At 71.5% G+C, this 18039-nt stretch carries 14 protein-coding genes; 1 reads left to right on the top strand and 13 read right to left on the bottom strand.

Features of this window, described 5'->3' with window-relative positions:
* The first annotated feature begins 258 nt into the window (after window positions 1-258).
* Window positions 259-3390, top strand: coding sequence for an isoleucine--tRNA ligase (ileS, locus tag ACI1MP_RS27375; protein WP_380340135.1), 3132 nt, complete (start codon window positions 259-261; stop codon window positions 3388-3390).
* Window positions 3391-3669: 279 nt separating this feature from the next.
* Here ileS and ACI1MP_RS27370 read toward each other — a convergent pair whose 3' ends face one another.
* The 13 genes from ACI1MP_RS27370 to ACI1MP_RS27310 all read right to left on the bottom strand — a co-directional run bounded on the left by ACI1MP_RS27370 (window position 3670) and on the right by ACI1MP_RS27310 (window position 18027).
* Window positions 3670-4971: a DivIVA domain-containing protein gene (locus ACI1MP_RS27370; RefSeq protein WP_404869685.1), complete on the bottom strand. Its 1302-nt coding sequence runs from the start codon at window positions 4969-4971 to the stop codon at window positions 3670-3672.
* Between the two features lie 46 nt (window positions 4972-5017).
* Window positions 5018-5308 (bottom strand): YggT family protein, encoded by a 291-nt coding sequence (locus tag ACI1MP_RS27365; protein ID WP_033216891.1) that lies wholly within the window; start codon window positions 5306-5308, stop codon window positions 5018-5020.
* Window positions 5309-5385: 77 nt separating this feature from the next.
* On the bottom strand, window positions 5386-6003 hold the full coding sequence (locus tag ACI1MP_RS27360; RefSeq protein WP_043913476.1) for a cell division protein SepF: 618 nt from the start codon (window positions 6001-6003) through the stop codon (window positions 5386-5388).
* A gap of 192 nt (window positions 6004-6195) precedes the next feature.
* Window positions 6196-6984 (bottom strand): YggS family pyridoxal phosphate-dependent enzyme, encoded by a 789-nt coding sequence (locus tag ACI1MP_RS27355; RefSeq protein ID WP_229847094.1) that lies wholly within the window; start codon window positions 6982-6984, stop codon window positions 6196-6198.
* Window positions 6981-7715 (bottom strand): peptidoglycan editing factor PgeF, encoded by a 735-nt coding sequence (pgeF, locus tag ACI1MP_RS27350; protein ID WP_380340143.1) that lies wholly within the window; start codon window positions 7713-7715, stop codon window positions 6981-6983. The genes ACI1MP_RS27355 and pgeF overlap by 4 nt, the downstream gene beginning before the upstream one ends.
* Entirely contained in the window at window positions 7712-8929 is a 1218-nt protein-coding gene (gene ftsZ, locus ACI1MP_RS27345; protein ID WP_404869684.1) for a cell division protein FtsZ, read from the bottom strand. Before ftsZ ends, pgeF begins: the two co-directional genes overlap by 4 nt.
* A gap of 333 nt (window positions 8930-9262) precedes the next feature.
* Window positions 9263-10036 (bottom strand): cell division protein FtsQ/DivIB, encoded by a 774-nt coding sequence (locus tag ACI1MP_RS27340; protein WP_380340147.1) that lies wholly within the window; start codon window positions 10034-10036, stop codon window positions 9263-9265.
* Window positions 10029-11135, bottom strand: coding sequence for an undecaprenyldiphospho-muramoylpentapeptide beta-N-acetylglucosaminyltransferase (gene murG, locus ACI1MP_RS27335; protein WP_043913480.1), 1107 nt, complete (start codon window positions 11133-11135; stop codon window positions 10029-10031). The genes ACI1MP_RS27340 and murG overlap by 8 nt, the downstream gene beginning before the upstream one ends.
* Window positions 11136-11141: 6 nt before the next feature.
* On the bottom strand, window positions 11142-12500 hold the full coding sequence (ftsW, locus tag ACI1MP_RS27330; protein ID WP_232734036.1) for a putative lipid II flippase FtsW: 1359 nt from the start codon (window positions 12498-12500) through the stop codon (window positions 11142-11144).
* Between the two features lie 103 nt (window positions 12501-12603).
* Complete coding sequence (murD, locus tag ACI1MP_RS27325) at window positions 12604-14040, bottom strand: UDP-N-acetylmuramoyl-L-alanine--D-glutamate ligase (RefSeq protein ID WP_380344777.1); 1437 nt, start codon at window positions 14038-14040, stop codon at window positions 12604-12606.
* Window positions 14025-15086, bottom strand: coding sequence for a phospho-N-acetylmuramoyl-pentapeptide-transferase (mraY, locus tag ACI1MP_RS27320; protein ID WP_189270197.1), 1062 nt, complete (start codon window positions 15084-15086; stop codon window positions 14025-14027). The genes murD and mraY overlap by 16 nt, the downstream gene beginning before the upstream one ends.
* Entirely contained in the window at window positions 15083-16486 is a 1404-nt protein-coding gene (gene murF / locus ACI1MP_RS27315) for a UDP-N-acetylmuramoyl-tripeptide--D-alanyl-D-alanine ligase (protein WP_380344781.1), read from the bottom strand. Before murF ends, mraY begins: the two co-directional genes overlap by 4 nt.
* Complete coding sequence (locus tag ACI1MP_RS27310) at window positions 16483-18027, bottom strand: UDP-N-acetylmuramoyl-L-alanyl-D-glutamate--2,6-diaminopimelate ligase (protein WP_100587039.1); 1545 nt, start codon at window positions 18025-18027, stop codon at window positions 16483-16485. The genes murF and ACI1MP_RS27310 overlap by 4 nt, the downstream gene beginning before the upstream one ends.
* Window positions 18028-18039 lie beyond the last annotated feature (12 nt).

Here is an 18039-nt window from a genome sequence, read left to right as displayed (position 1 = left end):
GCGCAGACGGGACGAGTACCGACGTTACGCAGCCATGAGCGACCCGGGGACGGTGCGAGCCCGGGGGTGTGCACGGCGGGAAGATCACCCCCGAGCCGCCGGAAGAACGGCCAGTTCAACGGCCTACTAGACCCGGCAGCAAACCCAAAGAGAGGGCCGCAGCGCGCGCGGTCAAGGAGGGTGGTACCGCGGGGCGGCTCGCCGTCTCGTCCCTCCGTCGGAGCCAGTCCACGCATCCGCCGGAGGTTGACGCACCCCATGTCGCCCACCTACAACGCCGTTCCCGCGCAGGTCGACCTGCCCGCGCTGGAGCACCAGATCCTCTCCTTCTGGCAGGACCAGAAGGTCTTCCAGCGCAGCCTGGAGCAGTCCCAGGGCCGCCCCGAATGGGTGTTCTACGAGGGCCCGCCGACCGCCAACGGCATGCCGGGCGCGCACCACATCGAGGCCCGCGTCTTCAAGGACGTCTTCCCGCGCTTCCGCACCATGAAGGGCTACCACGTGGCCCGCAAGGCCGGCTGGGACTGCCACGGCCTGCCGGTGGAGCTCGCGGTGGAGAAGGAGCTGGGCTTCTCCGGCAAGCCGGACATCGAGAAGTACGGCATCGCCGAGTTCAACGCCAAGTGCCGCGAGTCGGTCACCCGGCACACCGACGCCTTCGCCGAGCTCACCGAGCGGATGGGCTACTGGGTCGACCTCGACCAGGCCTACCGCACCATGGACCCCTCGTACATCGAGTCGGTCTGGTGGTCGCTCCAGCAGATCTTCGACAAGGGCCTGCTGGTCCAGGACCACCGCGTCGCCCCGTGGTGCCCGCGCTGCGGCACCGGCCTGTCCGACCACGAGCTGGCCCAGGGCTACGAGACCGTGGTCGACCCGTCGGTCTACGTGCGCTTCCCGCTCACCTCCGGCCCGCTGGCCGGCACCGCCGCCCTGCTGGTGTGGACCACCACCCCGTGGACCCTGGTCTCCAACACCGCCGCGGCCGTCCACCCCGAGGTGACCTACGTGGTCGCCACCGACGGCAACGAGCGCCTGGTGGTCGCCGAGCCGCTGGTCGCCAAGGCCCTCGGCGAGGGCTGGGAGACCACCGGCGAGTCCTTCACCGGCGCCGAGATGGAGCGCTGGGCCTACCGGCGCCCGTTCGAGCTGGTCGAGATCCCGGACGCCCACTACGTCCTGACGGCCGAGTACGTCACCACCGAGGACGGCACCGGCATCGTCCACCAGTCGCCCGCCTTCGGCGCCGACGACCTCGCGACCTGCCGCCGCTACGGCCTCCCGGTGGTCAACCCGGTGGAGACCGACGGCACCTTCTCCCCCGAGGTGCCGCTGGTCGGCGGCGTGTTCTTCAAGAAGGCCGACGAGACCCTGGTCGCCGACCTGTTGGCCCGCGACCTGCTGTTCCGTCACCTCCCGTACGAGCACAGCTACCCGCACTGCTGGCGCTGCCACACCGCGCTGCTGTACTACGCGCAGCCCTCCTGGTACATCCGGACCACCGCCGTCAAGGACGCGATGATCCGCGAGAACGAGGCCACCAACTGGTACCCGGAGACGGTCAAGCACGGCCGCTTCGGCGACTGGCTGAACAACAACATCGACTGGGCGCTGTCCCGCAACCGCTACTGGGGCACCCCGCTGCCGATCTGGCGCTGCGAGGACGACCACCTGACCTGCGTCGGCTCGCTCGCCCAGCTCTCCGAGCTGACCGGCACCGACCAGTCGGAGCTGGACCCGCACCGCCCGTTCATCGACGAGGTCACCTTCGCCTGCCCGCAGTGCTCCACCACCGCGGTCCGGGTGCCCGAGGTGATCGACGCCTGGTACGACTCGGGCTCCATGCCGTTCGCGCAGTACGGCTACCCGTACCGCAACAAGGAGCTGTTCGAGCAGCGCTACCCGGCGCAGTTCATCTCCGAGGCGATCGACCAGACCCGCGGCTGGTTCTACACCCTGATGGCCGTCGGCACCCTGGTGTTCGACAAGAACTCCTACGAGAACGTCGTCTGCCTGGGCCACATCCTGGCCGAGGACGGCCGGAAGATGTCCAAGCACCTGGGCAACATCCTCCAGCCGATCCCGCTGATGGACCAGCACGGCGCCGACGCGGTCCGCTGGTTCATGGCCGCCGGCGGCTCCCCCTGGTCGGCCCGCCGGGTCGGCCACGGCACGATCCAGGAGGTGGTCCGCAAGACCCTCCTCACCTACTGGAACACCGTCGCCTTCCAGGCCCTGTACGCCCGCACCGCCGGCTGGGCCCCCTCGGCGAACGACCCGGCCGCCGCCGACCGCCCGCAGCTCGACCGCTGGGTGCTGTCCGAACTGCACACCCTGGTACGCGAGGTGGACGCCTCCTACGAGGCCTACGACACCCAGCGGGCCGGCAAGCTGCTGTCCGGCTTCGTCGACGACCTCTCCAACTGGTACGTCCGCCGCGGCCGCCGCCGCTTCTGGCAGGGCGACGCCGCCGCACTCGCCACCCTGCACGAGGCGCTGGAGACCGTCACCCGCCTGATGGCCCCGCTCACCCCGTTCATCACCGAGCGGGTCTGGCAGGACCTGGTCGTCCCGGTCACCCCGGACGCCCCGCTCTCCGTCCACCTCTCCAGCTGGCCGGTCACCGACGAGACGCTCATCGACACCGAGCTCTCCAAGCACATGGCGCTGGTCCGCCGCCTGGTCGAACTCGGCCGCGCCACCCGCGCCGAGAGCGGAGTGAAGACCCGTCAGCCGCTCTCCCGCGCGCTGATCGCCGCCCAGGGCTGGGAGGAGCTCCCCGCCGACCTGCGCGCCCAGATCGCCGAAGAGCTCAACGTCTCCGTCCTCGAATCCCTCGCCGAGGTCGGCGGCTCCCTCGTCGACACCTCCGCCAAGGCCAACTTCCGTGCCCTCGGCAAGCGTTTCGGCAAGGGCGTCCAGGACGTCGCCAAGGCCGTCGCCGCCGCGGACGCCGCGAAGCTCGCCGCGGAGCTCCGCGCCACCGGCGAGACCTCGGTCGAACTGAACGGCGAGACCGTCGCGCTCTCCCCCGACGAGGTCGTCATCACCGAGACCCCGCGCGAGGGTTGGGCCGTCGCCAACGAGTCCGGCGCGACCGTCGCCCTCGACCTGGCGATCACCCCCGAGCTCAAGCGGCTCGGCGTGGTCCGCGACGCGATCCGGCAGATCCAGGAGGCCCGCAAGAACTCCGGCCTCGACGTCGCCGACCGCATCCACCTCCAGCTCGCCACCACCGACGAGGACACCCTCGCCGCCCTGACCGAGCACCAGTCCCTGGTCGCCGCCGAGGTCCTGGCCGAATCCCTCGGCCTCACCATCACCGACCCGGACGCCCCCCGCTTCTCCGACGAGGGCCTCGCCCTGGAGTTCACCCTCCGCAAGGCCTGAGCGCTGCGCTCCGGCAGGAGCGAACCCAGGGGCGCGGGGAACTGCGCGAGCAACCCTGCACCAACCGCAAGATCGCGTCGTGACGGCAAGTAAATGCCCACGGCGCGATCTTGCTGTGCGGTGCCTTCCGCTGCGCGCAGTTCTCCCCCAGCCCTAGCGGGCCGGGAGGTACCCCCACGCGCCCCCGGTTGTGCTCTCCCTCGTCCCGAACCCATACGCGAAGGGCGCCCCCAGCCGTCATGGCCAAGGGCGCCCTTTCAAGTGCGCGTTGCGGAACCGCTAGTTGTCGCCGTCCTCGTCGATCAGGAAGCCTCGCATCGGAGCGGGGGCCTGCTGCATCGGCTGCGGGGGCTGCGGCCGCACGGCCGCCATCGGCTGGGTCATGCCCGCCGGCGCCATCGCCCCGTTGGAGCTCGCGGAGGCGCCGCCGAAGGACGGGGCGCCGGCCGAGCTGCCGAAGGAGCTGCCACCGAAGGACTGGTTGCCGCCGAAGGACGGGGTGGAGCCGAACGACGGCGCCGAGGAGGACATCGCGCCGGCACCGGCGGGCGCCATCGACGACGCGGCCGGCGGCAGCGAAGCGGTGGCGGGGATCCGCGGCGGGGCGAGCGAGTCGTCCGCCTGCGACTCCAGCTGACGCAGCTGGGTCTCCAGGTAGGACTTCAGGCGGGTGCGGTACTCGCGCTCGAAGGCGCGCAGGTCCTCGACCTTGCGCTCCAGCGTGGCGCGGGCGGACTCCAGGGAGCCCATCGCGACGCGGTGCTTCTCCTGCGCGTCCCGCTCCAGCGCGTCGGCCTTGGCGCGGGCGTCGCGCTCCAGACCCTCGGCGCGGCTGCGGGCCTCGCCGACGATCTTGTTGGCCTCGGAGCGGGCCTCGGAGATGGCCTGGTCCGCGGTCTGCTGGGCGAGCGCGAGGACGCGGGCGGCGCTGTCGCCACCGGGGCCCTGCTGCTGCATCGGGTTGCCCATCGGGGCGCCCATCGGCTGCAGCTGCTGGCCGCCCATGGGCTGGAGCTGCTGCCCGCCCATGGCCTGACCCATCTGCTGCTGCATCGGGTTGCCCATCGGCTGCAGCATCTGACCGCCCATCGGCTGGACCAGCTGCTGCTGGCCGCCCATGGTCTGGCCCATCTGCTGCTGCATCGGGTTGCCCATCGGACCGCCCATCGGGCCGCCCTGACCGGCGGGCAGCTGCGGCGCGCCGGACGGCAGGCCGAGCGGCTGGTTGCCCATCCCCTGCTGGGGGCCGGCGAGCTGCTGCGGGCCGCCGAGCTGCTGCGGACCGGGGCCCTGCTGCTGGCCGGGCACCGGCGGACCGGATATGGCGGCGGGCACCGGAGCGCCGGGTCGTCCGCCGTCCTGCGGAGCCTGCTGCTCCTTGCGCATGTTCGCCTGGTTCTGCGCGGCGGCACGCGTGGCGGCAGCCAGCTTGGCGCGCAGGTCCTCGTTCTCGCGCAGCAGGCGGGTCAGCTCGGCTTCGACCTCGTCGAGGAAGGCATCGACCTCGTCCTCGTCATAGCCTTCGCGCAGCCGGACGGTCGTGAACTGCTTGTTCCGAACGTCCTCGGGGGTCAATGGCATCTCTTCACCTCAACGTGATCGTCGGACCGGCATCCTGTCGCATCGTTCAGAACGACAGGCGCTGCACGAGCGAGATCAGGACATACACAATGATCATCAGTACGAAGAAGGACAGGTCGAGCGCCACGCCCCCGAGACGCAACGGCGGGATGAATCGCCGAAGAAGCTTGAGTGGCGGATCCGTGACAGTGTACGTGGCCTCCAGCACCACGACCATGGCCTTCCCAGGACGCCACGATCGAGCGAACTGGAAGACCCAGTCCATCACCAGCCTGAAGAGCAGGATCAGCAGGAACACGGTCAGCACCCAATAGAGCACCGAACCGAAGATCCCCATCGCTTCTCCCTCTCCCTGACCGGCAGTCCGTCAGTGACGCACTGTCAAACTGATCCACACAGAAAGTCGTGGCCGGGTCAGCTCTGGTTGAAGAACCCACCCTCGGCGATCCGAGCCTTGTCCTCCGCCGTGACATCGACGTTAGCAGGCGACAGGAGGAACACCTTCTGTGTCACGCGCTCGATACTGCCGTGCAGACCGAAGACCAGTCCAGCCGCGAAGTCTACGAGCCGCTTGGCGTCCGTGTCGTCCATCTCGGTCAAATTCATGATCACGGGCGTGCCGCCGCGGAACTGTTCACCGATCGTACGGGCCTCGTTGTAGGTGCGAGGGTGCAGCGTGGTGATGCGGTAGGGCTCTCGTTCGTTGACGACCTTGGGCATGATCACCGGGGTGCTCTTCTCCAGATTGCGGTGGCGCTCGGATGTGATGGACGACACGGGAGCCATCCGCGGCTGCTCCTGTCGGATCGGGACCGCGGCGGGCACCGGCTGGGGGGCGATGTGGGCCACGGGCGCCGGCTGCGCGGGGGCCGCGGCGGCGGGGTTCGCGGACCGCAGGTCCTCGGTGCGGCCGGTGCGGATCGGCTCCGGGTCGGTGTCGTAGTCGTCGTCGGGGTCGTACCCCTGGCTGTCATAGGTCTCGTCCTCGACCAGGCCGAGATAGACCGCCATTTTGCGCATCGCGCCGGCCATGCTGCTGTCTCCTCCGCTCATGCGCCCACCGTTCACCTGCGGACGCCGTGATGGTCACGGCCTGTCAGGCCGACGGTCCGTCAGACCGCGGAGGTGTGCGCTCGGATGCGATCCACGGTTTACCAGCAGACTGATCATCTGCTAGGTTCTGTCCTATTTTGTCCTGCAGTCTGATCTACTTACTCGGTGACGTTACCCGAGCGGTGACCGCACTCCGAGTACCGCCGTACCGACGCGTACATGTGTCGCTCCGGCGGCGATCGCCTGCTCCAAATCTCCGCTCATCCCTGCCGAAACCATCGTGGCAGTCGGATGCTCGGCGCGTACGGCGCTTGCGATTTCCGCAAGGCGCGCGAAGGAGCGCGCGGGGTCGCCCGCCAAGGGGCCCGCGAGCGGTGCGACCGTCATCACACCGTCCAGTCGCAGCCCGGGCGTGTCGGCGATCTTCGCGGCCAGCGCGAGCACGTCGGCGGGCGCAACGCCCGCGCGGTGCTCGCCCTCGCCCGCCTCCTTGTCGAGGGCGACCTGCACCAGGCAGCCCAGCGGCGGGCGTTCGGCGTTGTGCACGGCCGCGGCCAGCGAGTCGACCAGCCGCTCGCGGTCCACCGAGTGCACCAGGTCCGCGTAACGGACCACCGAGCGCGCCTTGTTGGTCTGCAGCTGGCCGACGAAGTGCCAGGTCAACGGGAGGTTGACGCACCGTTCGGCCTTCGGGGCGGCGTCCTGGTCGCGGTTCTCCGCGACGTCGGTGACGCCCAGTCCGGCGAGGAGTGCGGTGTCCTCGGCGGGGTAGGTCTTGGTCACCACGATCAGGGTGACCTCCTCGCGCGGGCGTCCGGCGGCGGCGCAGGCGTCGGCGATCCGGCGCTCGACCACGTCGAGGTTGGCGCCGAGTTGGTCGAAGCGGGCGCGCTGGGCGTCCGTCAGGGCGGCGGCGAAGTCGGCGCCGCCGGGGAACGGACCGAAGATGTCGTTCGTCATGAGAGTGGAGGTCCCAGCCAGACGTAGCTCGCGAGTCGGCCGGTCCGCTGCTCCCGACGGTAGGAGTAGTGGTCCGGAGATTCCAGGGTGCAGACAGAAGATCGCACCAGGTCGTGCACGCCCGCCTCGGCGAGTTGGGCGGCGACACCGGCCGGCACGTCCAGGGCAGGAGTGCCCCAGGAGGTCTCCGACCGGGCGGCCGGGACGAGTGCGGCCACCTCGGCGCGCATCGCCTCCGGCACTTCGTAGCACCGGCCGCACACGGCGGGGCCGGTGGCGGCGAGGATCCGCTCGGGGCGGGCCCCGAGTTCACGCATCGCGGCGACCGCCGCGGGGACCACCCCGGCCGCCAGGCCCGGGCGCCCGGCGTGCGCCGCGCCGACCACTCCGGCCTCCGGGTCGGCCAGCAGCACCGGCACGCAGTCCGCGGTGAGCACCGCGAGGGCCAGCGGGCGGTCGGTGACCACCGCGTCCACCGTCGGCGCGTACCCGTCCGGTTGGCGGTCCGTCACCACCTCGACGTCCGCGCCGTGCACCTGGTTCATCCAGACCACATCGGCCGGGTCCAGTCCCAGTTCGCGGGCCGCGAGGAAACGGTTCTGCTGGACAGCTTCGGGCGAATCGCCCACCGCGCCGCCGAGGTTGAGCTCCCCGTACGGCGAGGTGCTCACCCCGCCCCACCGGGTGGTGGAGGCGAAGTGAGCACCGTTGCGAAAGGCCGTACGAATCACTTCAGGAAGTCCGGCACGTCGAGCTCCTCGGCGGGGCTCTCGACGTAGGGCTGGCGCACCGGCTGCACCTGCGGCGGCACCGGCGGGGCGGTGGTCACCGGCGCCGGGGCCTCGGACGGGCGGGCCGGCTCCTCGGCGCGGGTGACCGAACCGATCGAGCCGTAGGACGGACGGGTGGCCGGCCGCTCCGGGGCGGACGAGCCGCTGCTGCTCGACGTCGAGCTGGACGCCGACTTCACCACCGGCTCGCGGACGATCGCCGGCGGCTGGCCGCCGTCGAAGCCCGCCGCGATCACGGTGACCCGGACCTCGTCGCCGAGCGCGTCGTCGATGACCGCGCCGAAGATGATGTTCGCCTCGGGGTGGGCTGCCTCGCTGACCAGCTGGGCCGCCTCGTTGATCTCGAACAGGCCGAGGTCGGAGCCGCCCGAGATGGACAGCAGCACACCGCGGGCGCCGTCGATCGAGGCCTCCAGCAGCGGCGAGGAGATCGCCATCACGGCGGCGGCCTTGGCCCGGTCCTCGCCGCGCGCCGAGCCGATCCCCATCAGCGCCGAACCGGCGTCCGACATGACCGACTTGACGTCGGCGAAGTCCAGGTTGATCAGACCCGGGGTGGTGATCAGGTCGGTGATGCCCTGCACACCGGAGAGCAGCACCTGGTCGGCGGAGCGGAACGCGTCCAGCACCGAGACCTGGCGGTCGGAGATCGACAGCAGCCGGTCGTTGGGGATCACGATCAGGGTGTCGACCTGCTCGCGCAGCGAGGCGATGCCGTCCTCGGCCTGGTTGGCGCGGCGGCGGCCCTCGAAGGTGAACGGGCGGGTGACCACGCCGATCGTCAGGGCGCCGAGCGAGCGGGCGATGTTGGCCACCACGGGCGCACCGCCGGTGCCGGTGCCGCCGCCCTCGCCGGCCGTCACGAAGACCATGTCGGCCCCCTTGAGGACCTCCTCGATCTCCTCGCGGTGGTCCTCCGCGGCCTTCCGGCCGACCTCCGGGTTCGCGCCGGCGCCGAGGCCGCGGGTGAGCTCCCGGCCGACGTCGAGCTTCACATCGGCGTCGCTCATCAGGAGGGCCTGCGCGTCGGTGTTGATCGCGATGAACTCGACGCCCTTGAGCCCGACCTCGATCATCCGGTTGATGGCGTTGACTCCGCCGCCACCGATGCCGACGACCTTGATGACCGCGAGGTAATTCTGGGGTGCTGCCACGTCGGGGCCTCTCGCCTCGAATTTCCGGGTCGGCGCCCCTGGATACGAAGGCCGACGGATGTCGATGGGTGGGAAGCGCGTGGTTCCAACCCGAACCCTAAACTTGAGGTTGAGGGTTATCGCTGTACCGGTGTCAGTTCGTTGTCGAGCACAGCTCGTTGACACAGGACAGTAGGTCGCAACCAGCGCGTGTTTCAACGAACACGCCGAGCTTCCCTTTTTCTTTTGAGCCTATGTGATCATCGACCCCCCGGTGAAACCGGGGTGACCATCAAGGGTCGGACCGGAGCCTCGGCTCCGTCAATACCTCCCCCGGGCAGAGAACTTACCGGATCAGCCGGACACCGCCGGGGCATCCGGCGCACTCACGTCGTAATTCGACGCCTTCCGGCCGAGCAGGGCCGTCAGGATCCGGGCCTTGCGCGGGGTTTCCTCGGCGCTGCCCCAGCGGACCGTGGCACCGGAGGAGAGTTGGAGGCGGATGTCGTCGTACGAATAGACCGTGAGCGAACCGGCCTGCTTGGCCACCTCCGAGGGCAGGCCGGCGGCCACGGTGATGGCCGAACGGACCAGCGTGGGGCGGTCGATGACGGACAGTGCGTCGTTCGCGGGTTGGCCGAGTTGCAGCGCCACCACGGGAACGCCGGACGGCGGCTGCGGGCCCGTGGCGAACTCCACACCCAGCGCGTCGACCTGGACGAAGCGGCCGTCGTCGGCACGGACCGCCGCCACCGGTTGACGCTCCGTCACCTTGATCCGCAGGGTGTGCGGCCAGCCGCGCCAGACCTCGACCCGGGCCACCCGGGGCACCCGGCCCACCAGTTGCCGGGCCCGGTCCAGGTCCACCCGGGCCAGCGGGCCCTGCGCGGTGGAGCCGAGCGCGCGCTCCACCTCCTCCTGGCTCAACTGCCCGGAGTCCAGGCCCTGGACGGCCACCCGGCGGACGTCCAGGGCGGCGGAGAAGAACACCGTCCAGCCGAGCCCGCCGAGCACCAGGACGCCCAGCGACACCAGCACCAGCACGCCCCGACGGGACAGTCGGAGCCGGGGCGGACGGGTCTCGTCGCCGTCCTCCCCGAACTCCTCCTCGTAGTCCTCGTCAGCCACGACGCCGGCCGCCGCGGGCGGCCTCGATCGCCTCGTACACCATCTGCACCAGCAGGTCGTCCGCGTCCCGGCGGCCGAACTCGGCGGCGGAGCGCGACATCTCCCACAGCCTCGCCGGGTCGGTGAGCACCGGCAGCACGTTCTTCAGCACCCAGTCCGGGGTCAGCTCGGCGTCGTCCACCAGCAGACCGCCGCCGGCCTTCACCATCGGCTGGGCGTTCAGCCGCTGCTCGCCGTTGCCGATCGGCAGCGGCACGAACGCGGCCGGCAGGCCCACCGCGGCCAGCTCGGCCACCGTCATCGCGCCGGCCCGGCAGAGCATCATGTCGGCGGCCGCGTACGCCAGGTCCATCCGGTCCAGGTACGGCACCGCGCGGTACGGCGGCATGCCGGGGATGTCGTCGATGGTCGGCAGCTCGTTCTTCGGGCCGACCGCGTGCAGGATCTGCACGCCGTACTGCTGGAGCCGGGGCGCGATCGCCTGCACCGTCTCGTTCAGCCGGCGGGCGCCCTGCGAGCCGCCGGACACCAGCAGGGTGGGCAGGCGCTGGTCCAGGCCGAAGTAGTGCCGGGCCTCCGGGCGCACCGTGCCGCGGTCCAGGGTGGCGATGGTGCGGCGCAGCGGGATGCCGATGTAGCGGGAGTCGCGCAGCTTGGAGTCCGGGGTGGAGACCGCCACGAAGTCGCTGTAGCGGGCGCCGATCTTGTTGGCCAGGCCGGGGCGGGCGTTGGCCTCGTGCACCACGATGGGCACCCCGGCGCGCTTGGCCGCCAGGTAGGCGGGCATCGCCACGTAGCCGCCGAAGCCGACCACCGCGTCCGCGTTGACCCGCTCGATGACCTCCTGGGCGGCCCGCACGGTGCCGCGCAGCCGGCCCGGGACGGTGATCAGCTCGGGGGTGGGCTTGCGGGGCAGCGGCACCGCCGGGATCAGCGCCAGCTCGTAGCCGCGCTCCGGGACCAGCCGGGTCTCCAGGCCGCGCTCGGTGCCGAGGGCGGTGATCCCGATGGACGGATCGTGCCTGCGCAGCGCGTCCGCGAGCGCCATGGCCGGCTCGATGTGACCGGCGGTCCCGCCGCCGGCGAGTACGACATGCACCGAAATTCACCGCTCCCTGCGCGACGACCCGGGGGCCTTGCGCGCTGTGGTTTTCCTACCTGGCACCACCCGGTCCAGGACGGACCCGAACCGGGAGTTGGCCCCTTTTCGCCATCGGCGGGGCCGGGCAGCCAGCGCTGCCTTCGCCGCCGGAGTGCTGCGCGCGAAGCACAGCAGCAGCCCGATGGCGCACATGGCCGACAGCATCGCGGAACCACCGTACGAGAACAGCGGCAGCGGGACGCCCGCGATGGGCAGGAGTCCCAGCGCCGACCCCAGGTTGACCACGGCCTGAGCCATGATCCACGTGGTGGCGGCGCCCGCCGCGTACCGGACGAACGGGTCCGTGGTGCTGAGAGCCACACGGATACCCGCGTAGCCTAGTGCCGCGAAGAGCGCGAGCACCGACAGCGTCCCCACCAGGCCGAGCTCCTCGCCGGTCGCTGCGAAGATGAAGTCGGTGTGCGCCTCCGGGAGTTGCCCCCATTTCTCGACGCCCGCACCGAGTCCGGATCCGAACGGTCCGCCCGCGGCCAGCGCGTACAGTCCGTGCAGGGCCTGGAAGCAGTCCAGGTTCGGGTCCGGTTTGGTGACGCCCACGCAGGCCAGCCGGCCCAGCCGGTGCGGCACCGTGATGATCAGCGCGGTGCACGCGACCACCGCGATGCCCAGGGTGGCGGCGAACAGCCGCAGCGGCGCGCCGACCATCCAGAGCAGCCCGAACAGCATCGCGACCAGCACCATCGTGGTGCCCATGTCGCCGCCCAGCATGATCAGCATCATCAGCACGACCGTGCCGGGCACCAGCGGGACCAGCAGGTGCTTCCACTGGTTGAGCATGTGGGTGCGCTGCTTGCGGGCCAGCAGGTCGGCCGCCCAGAGCAGCAGCGCCAGCTTGGCGAACTCGGACGGCTGGATCTGGAAGAACCCCAGGCTGATCCAGTTCCGGTTGCCGTTGATCCGCACCCCGATGCCGGGGATCGTCACCAGCACCAGCGCCGCCACCACCCCGAACAGCAGCGGGTACACGGCGGTCCGCAGCACCCTGATCGGGGCCCTGGTCAGCACGACGGCGATCGCACCGCCCAGCAGCAGGGCGATCAGCTGCTTGCGGAAGAAGAACGTCATCGGCAGCCCGAAGTCCACCACCACGCTCTGCGAGGCGGAGAACACCATCACCAGCCCGAGCACCACCAGCAGCAGCGCCGAACCGAGGATCAGGTAGTACGGCGTCAGCGGACGGGCCATCAAGTACCCGAACCGCTCACGCGCTGCGCGCACCCGCGCGACGGGGCCCTCGGACTTGAAGGTGGTCGTGGTCGCCGAGACCAGTCGCAGCCGCGGCTGCTTCTCGCTGGGCGGCACGTCGGTCTCCTTCTACGATTCGAGGTCCACAGCCAGGGGCGCGTGGGGGTACCTCCCGGCCCCAGGGCCGGGAGGTACCCCCACGCGCCCCTGGTTTCCCGCCCTACAGCCCTCGTACTGCCGCTGCGAACATGTCTCCGCGCTCACCGTAGTTGGTGAACATGTCCATCGACGCGCAGGCGGGTGCGAGCAGGACGGTGTCGCCCTTCTGCGCTGCGGCGGCAGCCACGCGGACGATCTCGGTCATCGCCTCGGCGCCAGTCTTCCCCGGCGCGGGTTCGAACACCGGGACTTCCGGGGCGTGTCGCGCGAGCGCCTCGCGGATCAGTTGGCGGTCCTGGCCGATCAGGACGGCGGCCCGCAGCCGGGGCGCCGCGTCGGCGACGAGTTCGTCGAAGGTCGCGCCCTTGGCGAGGCCGCCGGCGATCCACACCACGGGGCGGTACGCGGCCAGCGAGGCCGCCGTCGCGTGGGTGTTGGTGGCCTTGGAGTCGTCCACGTAGGTCACGCCGTCGATCTCGGCGACGTGCGCGATCCGGTGGGCGTCGGGCGTGAAGGCGCGCAGACCGTCGCGGACGGCCTTGGCGTCGACCCCGTAGGCCCGGGCGAGGGCGGCGGCGGCAAGCGCGTTGGCGATGTTGTGCGGGGCCGGCGGATCGATGTCGGCGACGGCGCCGAGCTCCGCGGCGGCCCGGTCCCGGTCGGGAACGAAGGCGCGGTCGACCAGCAGGCCGTCCACGACGCCGAGGTTGGAGACGGCGGGGGCGTCGAGGCCGAAGCCGATCGCGCGGCAGCCCTCCTCGACGTCGGCCTCGCGGACCAGCGCCTCGGTGGCCGGGTCGGCGAGGTTGTAGACGCAGGCGACCTGGTTGCCCTGGTAGATCCGGCCCTTGTCGGCGGCGTAGGCGTCCATCGAGCCGTGCCAGTCGAGGTGGTCGGGGGCCAGGTTGAGCACGGCGCCGGAGTGCACGCGGAGCGAGGGCGCCCAGTGCAGCTGGTAGCTGGAGAGTTCGACGGCGAGGACGTCGTAGGGCTCCTCGGCGAGGACCGCGTCCAGCACCGAGACGCCGACGTTGCCGACGGCGGCGGTGCGCTTGCCGGCGGCGGTCAGGATCGACGCCAGCATCTGGACGGTGGTGGTCTTGCCGTTGGTGCCGGTGACGGCCAGCCAGGGGGCCGGCTCGCCGGTGGCGGGGTGCGGGGTGCGCAGCCGCCAGGCGAGTTCGACGTCGCCCCAGACCGGGACGCCGGCCTGCTCGGCGGCGGCGAACAGCGGGCTGTCGGGGGCCCAGCCGGGCGAGGTGACGATCAGCCGGGTGCCCTCGGGCAGGCCGGCGCCGTCGCCGAGGCGGACGGCGATGCCCTGCTCGGTGAGGGCCGCGGCCTTGGCGTCCAGCGCGGGGCCGGTGCCGCCGTCCACGACCGTGACGTGCGCGCCGAGTCCGTGCAGGACCCGGGCGGCGCTGACCCCGGAGAGGCCGAGTCCCGCGACGACGACCGGAAGGCCGGCCCACTCCGGGTTGATCATCCGGTCACCCATCCCGCGTAGAAGAGTCCGAGTCCGACGGCGACGCACAGGCCCTGGATGATCCAGAACCGGACCACGATCAGGACTTCGCTCCAGCCCTTGAGTTCGAAGTGGTGCTGGAGTGGTGCCATCTTGAAAACGCGCTTGCCGGTCATCCGGAACGAGCCGACCTGGATGATCACCGAAAGGGTGATGATCACGAACAGGCCGCCGAGGACGGCCAGCAGCAGCTCGGTGCGGGAGACGATGGCGAGGCCGGCCAGGGCGCCGCCGAGGGCGAGCGAGCCGGTGTCGCCCATGAAGATCTTCGCGGGCGAGGTGTTCCACCACAGGAAGCCGAAGCAGGAGCCCATCAGGGCGGCGGCGACCACGGCGAGGTCGAGCGGATCGCGGACGTCGTAGCAGGACGCGGTGGCCTTGATCGCGTAGGCGCAGTTCTGCCCGTGCTCCCACAGGCCGATGAAGGTGTAGGCGCCGAAGACCATCACCGAGGCGCCGGTGGCGAGGCCGTCCAGACCGTCCGTCAGGTTCACGCCGTTCGACATCGCGGCGATCATGAAGTAGGCGAACAGGACGAACAGCACCGGGCCGATCGCCCAGTCGAAGTCCTGCACGAAGGAAAGGTGGTCGGAGGCCGGGGTCTTCCCGCGGCTGTCCTCGAACTGCAGCGCCAGGATGGCGAAGGCGAGCGCGAAGAAGGACTGGCCGAGCAGCTTCGCCTTGGCCCGCAGGCCCAGCGAGCGGCGCTTGACCACCTTGATGTAGTCGTCCAGGAAGCCGACCAGGCCCAGGCCCGTGGTCAGGAACAGCACCAGCAGGCCGGAGGCAGTGGGCGACTCGCCCGTTATCGCCTTGGTCGCGAAGTAGGCGATCAGGGTGGCGAGGATGAAGGCGATGCCGCCCATGGTGGGCGTGCCCTTCTTGCTGTGGTGCGCCTTGGGGCCGTCGTCCCGGATGTACTGGCCGTAGCCGTGCCGGGCGAGCAGCTTGATCAGGGCGGGGGTGCCGAGCAGGGTCAGCACCAGGCCGATCAGGCCGGAGAAGAGGATCTGCTTCACTTCGCGGCACCGTCCGCGAGCAGTGCGTCGGCGACCTTCTCCAGGCCCACCGAACGGGATGCCTTCACCAGGACCACGTCCCCCGGCCGCACCTGACTGCGCAGCAGCTCGATCGCCGCGTCCGCGTCGGACACCAGCACCGACTCCTCACCCCACGAACCTTCGTTCCTCGCGCCCAGTTCCATCCGGGCCGCCTCGCGTCCGCCGACCGCCACCAGCTTGGTGATGTCGAGCCGGACGGCGAGCCGTCCGATGGCGTCGTGCTCGTCGAAGCTGTCCTCGCCGAGCTCCCGCATCTCACCGAGCACCGCCCAGGTGCGGCGGCGCTCCGGGCCCTTGCCCGCCATCGTCGCCAGTGCCCGCAGCGCGGCCCGCATGGACTCCGGGTTCGCGTTGTAGGCGTCGTTGACGACGGTCAGGCCATCGGCCCGGTCGACCACCTCCATGCGCCAACGGGACAGCGCACCGGCTTCGCCGAGTGCCTCGGCGACGCGGTCGACGGGCATCCCGAGCTCCACCGCCACCGCGGCGGCGGCGAGGGCGTTCGAGACGTGGTGCTCACCGTACAGGCGCAGCTGCACCGGTGCGGAACCGGCCGGGGTGCTGAGCGTGAACTGTGGCCTCCCGGTGGCGTCCAGGCGAACATCGGTGGCGCGGATGTGTGCGTCCTGGGACTCCCCGAACAGCACCACGCGGGCCTTGGTGCGGCTGCTCATGGCACGCACCAGCGGGTCGTCGGCGTTCAGCACGGCGACGCCGTCGGCCGAAAGCGCCTCCACCATCTCGCCCTTGGCGTCGGCGATGCCCTGCTTGGAGCCGAACTCGCCGAGGTGCGCGGTGCCGATGTTCAGCACCAGGCCGACGGTGGGCGGGGTGATGCCGGTCAGGTACTCGATGTCGCCCTTGTGCCGGGCGCCCATCTCCATCACCAGGTGCCGGGTGGTGGGGGCGACCTGAAGGGCCGTCAGCGGGTGGCCGATCTCGTTGTTGTGCGAGCCGGCCGGGAAGACCGTCTCGCCGTGCTCGGCCAGCAGTTGGCCGATCAGGTCCTTGGTGGAGGTCTTGCCGGCCGAGCCGGTGAGCGCCACGATCCGCACGTCGGCGGCGCGGGCGACCACGGCCCGGGCGAGCCGGCCGAGCGCCACGACCACGTCGTCGACCAGGATCGCGGGCACGCCGACCGGGCGGGTGGCGAGCACCGCGACCGCGCCGTCGGCGACCGCCTTCGCGGCGAACTCGTGGCCGTCCACGCGTTCGCCGAGCACGCACACGAACAGGCCGCCGGGCTCGATCCGCCGGTTGTCGGTGACCACCGCACCGGTGATCACCGCGTCCGGGTCGGCCGCGTCCAGGGTGCCGTCGACCGCCTTCGCGGCCTCGGCCAGGGTCAGTGCGATCACCGTTCTGCCTCCATGAGCTGCTCCATCGCCACCCGCAGCACCTCGCGGTCGTCGAACGGGCGGACCTCGCCCTTCACGTACTGCCCGAGCTCGTGGCCCTTGCCGGCCACCAGCACGGTGTCCCCGGCGTGCGCCCGGGCGACCGCCAGCGCGATCGCCTCGGCCCGGTCGGGGACGGCGAGCACCTCGCCGCGCTCCTCCTCGGGCACCTCGGCGGCGCCGCCGAGCATGGTGGCGAGGATCGCCAGCGCGTCCTCGGAGCGCGGGTTGTCGCTGGTGAGGACGGCGGTGTCGGCGAGCCGGGCGGCGATCGCGCCCATCGGGCCGCGCTTGTACGGGTCGCGGTCGCCGCCGCAGCCGACGACGACGTGCAGCCGGCCCTTGGTGACCTCGCGCAGCGAGGCGAGCACGGCGCTCAGCGCGTCCGGCTTGTGCGCGTAGTCGACCACGGCGACGTACGGCTGCCCGGCGTCGACCTTCTCCAGCCGGCCGGGCACGCCCGGGACCTCGGCCACTCCGGCTACCGCGGCGTCCAGCTCGATGCCGGCGGTGACCAGCGCGGTGATCGCGCCGAGCGCGTTGGCGACGTTGAACGGGCCGGGCAGCGGCACCGAGGCCGCGGCGCGGGCGCCGTCCGGGCCGACCACGGTGAAGGTGGACCCGGCCGGGCCGAGCTGGACGTCGACGGCGCGCCAGTCGGCGGCCGGGTCGCCCGCGGCGGAGAAGGTCACCATCGGGATCCGGGCCTCGCCGGCCAGTCGGCGGCCATAGGAGTCGTCGCGGTTCGCGACGCCGAGCCGGGCCTTGCCGGGCTCGAACAGCCGGGCCTTGGCCCGGTAGTAGTCCTCCATGTCGGGGTGGAAGTCGAGGTGTTCCGGCGTCAGGTTGTTGAACAGCGCGACGTCGTAGGCCACGCCGTCGGTGCGGCCGTACACCAGCGCGTGGCTGGAGACCTCCATGACCACCGCGTCGGCGCCGGACTCGTGCATCACGGCGAGCACCGCGTGCAGGTCGGTGGCCTCGGGGGTGGTGCGCTCGGACTTGATCCGCTCGGCGCCGACCCGCATCTCCACGGTGCCGATCACGCCGGGCAGCCGGCCGGCTCCGCGCAGGCCGCCCTCGACCAGGTAGGAGGTGGTGGTCTTGCCGTTGGTGCCGGTCAGGCCGATCATCAGCATCCGCTCGGCGGCGGCCCCGTAGACCGCCGCGGCGAGCTCGCCCATCACCGCGCGGGGGCTGTCCACCACCAGCAGCGGCACGCCCGCGTCCGCGGCCAGCTCCGCGCCGGCGGCGTCGGTGAGCACCGCGACCGCGCCGGCGGCCACCGCGCCGGCGGCGAACGCCGCGCCGTGGTGGTTGGCGCCGGGGAAGGCCACGTACACGTCGCCCGGACGCACCGCCCGGGAGTCGTGGGTGATGCCGGTGACGGCCGGGCCCTCGGCGGGCGGCAGCCCGAGCAGCCGGGCCGCCTCGGCGAGGGGCAGCGCCGCGGCGCGGCTCGGACGGGGGGGACTCGCGGAGATTTGATCGGATTTCGGCACGGCCGGAAGGCT

The sequence above is a fragment of the Kitasatospora griseola genome (assembly GCF_044999035.1).
GTDB lineage: Bacteria > Actinomycetota > Actinomycetes > Streptomycetales > Streptomycetaceae > Kitasatospora > Kitasatospora griseola.
Note: the sequence above shows the minus strand (reverse complement) of the source record. Positions and strands in the feature narration are given on the sequence as shown.